Here is a 7469-nt window from a genome sequence, read left to right on the forward strand (position 1 = left end):
TGTAAATGTAGTTGAATTTTGCCTGATTTTGTTCTGTTATATTATAACTTCGCGGGCTGTCAATCCTTTTGGCAAATTGTTAAAGGCTTCAATTCAATGATGCCTTATGGTGGCATCACATGTTACACGTGAATCATCGTTGCATTTGTTTAAAGAGATAGGATAGTTTCGAATTCATAAATAAGCAAAATAGCGTTTCTATATTTTGCGGTTCAATTTACGCCAAACAGGCCTAAATATAGGTTAAATGCCGATGCTTTCTATAATTGGCATTTGCCATTTTATGAAGCAAGATACTGGCAAGAGTTGAAGGTTTTGATGTTTAAATTTGAAGGTAAGCATTTTCTTGAGCCACCCAGATGCTCTGCTTTTCTTATAACTATCTATGGTGACGTGGTTGAGCCGCGTGGTGGTGTCTTATGGATGGGCAATCTTATTGATTTATGCGCGGTGCTTGGGTTTAATGGTACACTTGTGCGTACATCCATGTCACGCTTAGCTGCGGCAGGCCAATTACAGGGCGAGCGTATTGGCCGCAAAAGCTATTATCGTTTGCAGGAGCATACGCGTGAGTATTTCCACCGTGTTGGGGAAAGTTTGTTTAACCCTCAGCCACCAAGCAATGAATGGTTTATTGTTGCGCGACGCGATATTGAAAACGACCAAAGTTACTTAGAAAATGGCTTTGCAGTACTTAATCGTCATATGGTGATTGGATCAAAACACGCAAAGCAACCCAGCGATGGGTTAGTTTTTGAGGCGAATATCGTCCGAACCGAGCGATGCTTGAAGGAATTTGTTGCAAATTTTTGGGACTTAACAAATTTACAAAGGCGTTATGAGACTTTTTTTGACCATTATAGCAATCTATTGAAGCAAGAGGCTATTGCTGAGTTAACGCCTTTTGATTGTTTGATCGCTCGTTTGGCCCTTGTGCATGATTTTCGTCTGATTTTGCAAGGCGATCCGCATTTGCCAAAAGAGGCGCTACCGCAGCCATGGGCAGGCGATATTGCTCATGTACTTTTTGCCAAATTATATCTAGCCCTTACGCCGAAAGTTGAACAAATGATTGCGCGTGATCTTAGAGGGGATAAGGGTAGTCTTGTGCAAACTAGTGTGGATACTGATCAGCGTATAATCAATTTGCAAGGATTTATTGCGCGTAAGGATAGCTTATCGGCAAAAGACCAATAGTCGCTAGCACACTAAATAGCAGAGTTTTTCTAAACATCCAATAATTTACATAAATAAGTATGTTCAGCAATAAAACATAAAGGGGAAAAGCGAAAAATGGGCGATATAGGCATTTTAATTTTAGGGTGCTATTGATTGATAGCTGTTTACGCCATTGATGAAATGGTAAATTATTTCCAATAATCCTTGGCTGACGCTTTAATATTTACTAATCCGCTTAATTTAAATTTAAGGTTTTTACTAAAAGTTTAGCATAATATGTGGTTCAATTGAATTGGCTAAGATTCTAATGTTAGTCTAAAAAACTATATCTTAGAAAAGGTCACTGTTAAATATTTGAAAATTATAGAGTTAATCGATCTTATCTTGATATGCTAATTGTTAGACCTACATATGCTGGTTCGCCTTAAGTGGTACTATATTCGGCAGTATTGGTGCAAAAGCGCTGTTAAGCGATGGTAACATTGAAAGCAAAGAGGAAAAATCATGATTAATGGATTTGACAATGTTATAGCCCTTGAGGCGCATATTAAAAATGGTGGCGTGATTTCCTCTCCGCGCAATGTCACTTCGCGCTATCGTGCGGATTTGTTACGCTTGATGGCGTCTTTTGTGGATAGCGAATTTGCCGCGTCTGCGGGTTTTGCTAGCATATTGAATGAGGCGCCTGGCATTGTCCAGCGGATTAGTGTTGCACGTATCGTTTTAGAAAAGGCCGAAAGTGGTGAGGCGGTGTTGAATATTATGGCTGATTTTGGCATTGATATTCAACAATATGGCAATAATCACCCCGATAGAAGCAATTTTGATTGGTCTAATCGTTTAGAACGTGATGGTGATATGAGCGCTTTGCCGTATAACTTGCGTGATATGCGCTTGTCGGTATTTTATTATCCGTTCAAAAACTGGTGTGATGCTATGATGATGGGCGTGTTAATGGGTAAGGCAAAGCAAATTCAGCTGCAAGAATTAAGTCAAATATCTTACGCGCCACTTGCTGATGCTTTTCGAACCATTAGCACTATTGAGCAACGCCATACCAATCTTGCCCGTGATGAATTATTACGGTTTGCTAAAGGCGCTTATAAAAATGGCACGAGCGATGAACTAAAATCGCTATTTCACTACTGGCTGCCAAAAGTAAGAGCAATTTTTGGATCGGTTAATTCTTCTGGTTTTGAGCGTCTTAAAAAATATGGGCTGCGTTATCGTAGTAATAAGGAAATGCTAGATGAATTTAATCTGCGTGCGGAGGAATTACGTCAGTCCCTGCGGATTATCGCCGGCTTATAGGTGTCGCTACAGTATAGACAATTCAAAGCACCAACTAATTCTGTGGCCTGACGATATTTGAAAGAAATATGTGGTTTAAAATATAATTTTGCTTTTGACTTTTTTCTGCGTGTAAGATGGCAATCTACTTTGAATATTTTTGTAACCAAAGCATTTATTGAAATACTCAGTTAATCTGCGTATATTTATTTTTCAAATCGAATGATAATTTTGAATGTGCTAATATTGAATGTGCCTAACATTTTTTTAAAAGATTTTAAAATATCGTAATCATTACTTAAAAGCATGCATTATATCCTTTTTGATACCGTTTTTTGCATAAATTTTGAAGCTATGGCTTGAATTATGTTTTAATATTTTTGTATAAGAAAATTATAAACTATACTATGGTGGGAGAGATTTAATGACGGGGCAAAAGATTGGGGAGCGAGATCTTGGTGAATTTCTTAAAAATGGTGGTCTATTGTTATCACCAGAAGAAGTGCTAGAGCCCTATCGTAGTGAATTAATTCAAATTATGGCTGCATTTTTTGATAGCGAGCTTGCGGTATCGGCGGGCTTTGTTGATCTTTTGAACATGGCTCCTAATATTAATTTGCGCATTAATGTCGCACGATTAGTGGTTGAAAAAGCAGAACATGCTAAGGCTATCCTTGATATGATGCGTGATTTTGGTGAAGAGGGGCAAGAATATCAAAATCGCGTTAATAATGAAAAAGGTTTTAATTGGGCGGCTCGTCTTGATCGTGGCGATAATGGTGCAATGCCTAACGTGATTAACTTAGATAAGCGCGTTAACGTGTTATATTACCCTTATGAAAATTGGCCAGATGCGGTTATGATGTATGTTGTGATGGAAAAAGCTGCTCATATTTTAATTAGTGAATTATCTAAAATCTTTTATAAGCCTTTGGCAATGGCTTGTCAGTTAGTCATGACATCTGAACGCCAGCACTCTTATCTTAGTCGTAAGGAACTGTTACGCCTCGCTAAGGGGAGTATGAAAACAGGTGATCTTGGTAAAATTGAAGCTTCGTTGGATTATTGGCTTTTTCGCGCGCGGGCCAATTTTGATTCAGTTAATTTACCTTATTTTGAACGCTTACGCGCATTGGGATTACCCCATAGGAGCAATCAGGAAATGCTTGCTAAATTTAATATAAAAGCTGATGAGTTGCGCCAATCGTTAAATCTTGTTTCGCGTCTTTAGCTTATCTTCAATAAATATAAAATATCCTTTATTCCAGCTATTTGCTATCAATAAACAATTCAAATTATTATTGAAATAAATTGCGGTAAAAAAGCTTAAATTTTTAAAATATTAGTTTATTGCAAATAATCTATTGCAATTTAGCGCTTTAATATTTTATCCTTGTGACGGCAAAATGGCGTTTTCGCAAATGGGGATATAATGAAGCATTTTTTTAAATCATTTTTACTAACAATTATTATTCATAATATTTTGTTAGGTTTTTTTATTTGGCTGTTTGTATTCAACTATTTGGGGGACGATACTGCATCAGACATGATGGCTGGTAGCTTACTCACACCTCTATTGATCGTTCTTGGTATTTTTACCGTAATGGATCTGCTTTTAATGTTGTTTATTGCCTTACCATTCTTTGCAATTGTTAGAAGAAACACCAAATTTGCATGGTATTATGGCATTCTTATGGGGCTTGTAATGGGGGGCGCTACAGGTTTGTTTCTTCGGTTAACATCAAAGAGTTATAATTCTGCGCAATTTGTTGGTTCGCTGCTTTTGTGGTTTATTTTTGGGCTTATTTTTGCAGCTGTTTATTCTTGGTCGACTAGGCGTGAAAAACGCCCCTTGGCAAAAGTGGACCAAGTTTTTAAATAATTGATGATCTTTGAGCCTTAACATATTTCATATCTTGAGGCCTATTTTTACAAATGTCAGTATTGGCTTTAAATATTGAATGATTGAGCAATATTCTACTCGTATCAAGGTAACACTCTTTAAGCAAAATACACTTTTTAACAAAGAAGAAAAAATGGGCAGTTTTTTTAAATCATTTCTATTAACAATTGTGATTCATAATGTTTTGCTAGTATTGCTATTATATTTCACATTGTTAAGCACTCCCAACCCAATTGGTGACGTAGTTTCGTTCTTTTTATTTAGAGTTATGGTCATCATTGGTATTTTTACCCTATTTGATCTTGCTTTTATGTTTTTGGTTGGCTTGCCTTTTTTTGCAATTACGTGCAAATTTGCGAATTTTTCTTGGTTTTTTGGTATTCTCATGGGCTTTTTAATGGGTTGCGCTATCATTCTATTTATTTTCGCAACCAATGAAAATGTTTTTAGTGTACAAATTATTGGTTCTTTTGTTTTGGGTATTACTTTTGGCTTGATTTTTGCGCCCATCCATTATTTCTTTAAAAAACGTCAAAAGCCAGCTTTGGTTAAGGTAGATGAAGTTTTCAGTTAATGTTTTAAATAATCAAGCAAATGGCTGAGTTGTATTGATTGAAATTGAGTTTGGTTTATTTCCAAAGGATTGAAGAATTTTTATAGAAATTAATAAAAATATCGGCTTAGTAGTTTGATATTGTAAATAAATAGCAGTTATAGTGAAATGTTATAGTGATTAGCGGGGTTGAAATGAAAAGTTTTTTTAAATCTTATATTATTATGCTTATAATTCTAGCTTTCTTAGCGGTTGGAGTAAAATTTTATTTGTTTAATGATGTGCTAGGCAATACCATCAGTGTTTTAGATGTGATAATACACACGATAGTCTATGACGTGACGATGCACGTTGCTTTAATGTTTGTTGTCGCTTTACCATTTTTTATATTAGTTACAAAATTTACCCAGTTTTCTGCAATCTATTCAATCGCTATGTGGTTTTTGGTATTTCTTTGCAACGATTTTGCTTCTCAATTTCTATTTGACGACTTCCTACCAACTAAAACAAAATCTTTGTGGCTAGCAAGTGTCTTTGTCGGGGTGATTTATCAGCTTATTTACAATGCATTTAAGAAACGTGAAAAAGTCACAGCGGTTAAAGTTGACGGTGTGTTTGAATAAGCTTCTGGCGATAAACTACTCCCTCAATATAGTTTTATAGTGAATTGAAAATTTCATGATAGGTGTTTTGCACTAACAAGCACCTATTTTAAGTGTCAGCATTTGTGCAATAGTTTTTAAAGCATATGGCTTTGTCTTAAACGGTCTTAAGCGTGGAGTTTCTATTGTATTTTATAAAACGTGGGATAATGAAAAGCTTCTTTAAATCCTATATAATCGTCTCCTTAGCTTTAACAATGTTGAGCCTTGGATTAGAATTAAACCTTAAAACCAATGGACTAGACGGTGCTCTACTTTATTTAAATATGATGAAGAATTATATTGCCTTGGATTTGGTCGTGGACTTCGTTTTAATGATGGTTGTGGCTCTACCCTTCTTCATACTGGTTCAAAAATTTAGCAATTTTTCATGGGTTCATGGCTGCGTGATGTGGTTTTTAGTGTTGTTTTGCGGAAGATTTACGGTCGAGTTTTCTTTTGCCGATTTAACATATAATTTAATTAAAAATATGTGGCTAGCAGCCGCGATTATTAGCTTTATTTTTACGGCGGTTTATAATTTTTTCAAAAATAGAGAACAGCGACATAAGGGTAAACTTGACGAGGTTTTTGAATAGGTTTTTATATTTTTCAGCCGCAACAATCGGTTATATTGATTTCAAAACACTGACAGATTTTAATTTATGTGGTCAAGCATGGCATTCCTAAATCATAGTTCATTTGATTTTTGTTGCTATAGCTCCTTACAGTTAAGGAAAATAAATGCGGACGATTAATAAAGAAGGCATCATCATATCAATGAAATTGCGAGATGATCTTTATACTATTGGTATGACGCTAAAAACTGCTGGCTTTTTGGTGTTTGATATAAAAAGCAAAGATGGCCAATGGCATAAAGATAGTCTTAAAAATGTAAAACCCTTGCTTAGGGTTTTTGCTGTAACAAAACTTATCTTCAATCATTTGGGCGTTGAAAAACTTGAATTGGATTATGACCAAGCTGCGGTTGAAGCCTTCGAGGATTATAGATGGATTGATCCATACATCTATTTTGACAATCCATATCATGATGGCACATTTTATGATAAGTTTTGGTTTGGTGGTAAATTGCTACAAATGGATAGCAATTTTGATAAGCGCGAAGTTATTCACTGGAATTTAAAACTGCCAGAAGATCGTGAGGTTATTGAAAAAACTGAAATGATTAATATGTGGTCAAGTCAAAGTTTACAAGATCGGCTTGTTCGTTATTTTGACACCGGCATTAACCGAGATGACATGAAGTTTTTTGTTTTCCCTGACCTTTGGGATGATATTGATAAATTGCGTCCATTAACCCGCCGAGTACCAATACCTGATAGATAAATTTGGAGCAAAATAATTACTGGGGGAGGGATCGTGGAAAATTTCATGAAAGCTTATTGGCTAAGTTTTGTTATTACATTAGGCAGCATGATTATTTTGTATTTTTGTTGGGTGGTGTTTCCGAATGATGATGTTTTAGCAACTATTATTGTATTTTTGTTTCTTTTTTCGGTTTTTGTTCCCGTTATTACCGCGATTAATACTGCTATATTTGTCATTATTGCTTTACCACTGTTTGCGATAGCCCATAAATTGCGCATATTTGGTTTTTTGGCGTCAATAATGCTCGGTATAATTGTCGTATCAATGCAAAAATTATATCTTAATAGCGAGATTTATAATATATATACATTGGTTTTTACAGGATTTGGTGCGTTTTTCGGGCTGCTTATTTTTTACTACTTTCGCAAATTCAATAAAAATGAAAGTCAGGGATAAAACCTTAAACGCGCTTGGCTTATTCCACCAATAAAGAAGTATTGGTGAGGTAGTTATAGAGCTTTGCCTATAATTCAAATTTGTTTTTGGTTGCTTTATATCGGCATTTTCAAGCTTT

General features: G+C 35.5%; 8 protein-coding genes. All 8 read left to right on the forward strand.

Annotated features, from left to right (window positions below; translation table 11 throughout):
• Positions 1-318 precede the first annotated feature (318 nt).
• The 8 genes from N6B01_RS14625 to N6B01_RS14660 all read left to right on the forward strand — a co-directional run bounded on the left by N6B01_RS14625 (position 319) and on the right by N6B01_RS14660 (position 6913).
• Positions 319-1197 carry a PaaX family transcriptional regulator C-terminal domain-containing protein gene (locus tag N6B01_RS14625; protein WP_262080790.1) on the forward strand — a complete coding sequence of 293 codons (879 nt, stop codon included), beginning with the start codon at positions 319-321 and terminating at the stop codon, positions 1195-1197.
• Positions 1198-1683: 486 nt separating this feature from the next.
• Positions 1684-2490, forward strand: a complete 807-nt coding sequence (locus N6B01_RS14630) for a Phenylacetic acid catabolic protein (protein ID WP_262080792.1) — start codon at positions 1684-1686, stop codon at positions 2488-2490.
• Between the two features lie 403 nt (positions 2491-2893).
• Positions 2894-3700, forward strand: coding sequence for a Phenylacetic acid catabolic protein (locus N6B01_RS14635; protein WP_262080794.1), 807 nt, complete (start codon positions 2894-2896; stop codon positions 3698-3700).
• 201 nt (positions 3701-3901) lie between these two features.
• Positions 3902-4351, forward strand: coding sequence for a hypothetical protein (locus N6B01_RS14640; RefSeq protein ID WP_262080796.1), 450 nt, complete (start codon positions 3902-3904; stop codon positions 4349-4351).
• A 79-nt stretch (positions 4352-4430) separates the two neighbouring features.
• The gene (locus tag N6B01_RS14645) at positions 4431-4946 is read left to right on the forward strand and encodes a hypothetical protein (RefSeq protein ID WP_262080798.1); all 516 of its coding nucleotides are present in this window, start codon (positions 4431-4433) and stop codon (positions 4944-4946) included.
• Positions 4947-5119: 173 nt separating this feature from the next.
• Positions 5120-5548 carry a hypothetical protein gene (locus tag N6B01_RS14650; RefSeq protein WP_262080800.1) on the forward strand — a complete coding sequence of 143 codons (429 nt, stop codon included), beginning with the start codon at positions 5120-5122 and terminating at the stop codon, positions 5546-5548.
• Positions 5549-5712: 164 nt separating this feature from the next.
• A complete protein-coding gene (locus tag N6B01_RS14655) occupies positions 5713-6165 on the forward strand; it encodes a hypothetical protein (RefSeq protein WP_262080801.1) in 453 nt (150 codons plus the stop codon).
• Between the two features lie 145 nt (positions 6166-6310).
• Positions 6311-6913, forward strand: a complete 603-nt coding sequence (locus tag N6B01_RS14660; RefSeq protein ID WP_262080802.1) for a DUF8309 domain-containing protein — start codon at positions 6311-6313, stop codon at positions 6911-6913.
• Positions 6914-7469 lie beyond the last annotated feature (556 nt).

Origin of the sequence: Bartonella sp. HY406, from assembly GCF_025449315.1 — a bacterium.
In the GTDB taxonomy this organism is placed as follows: Bacteria; Pseudomonadota; Alphaproteobacteria; order Rhizobiales; family Rhizobiaceae; genus HY038.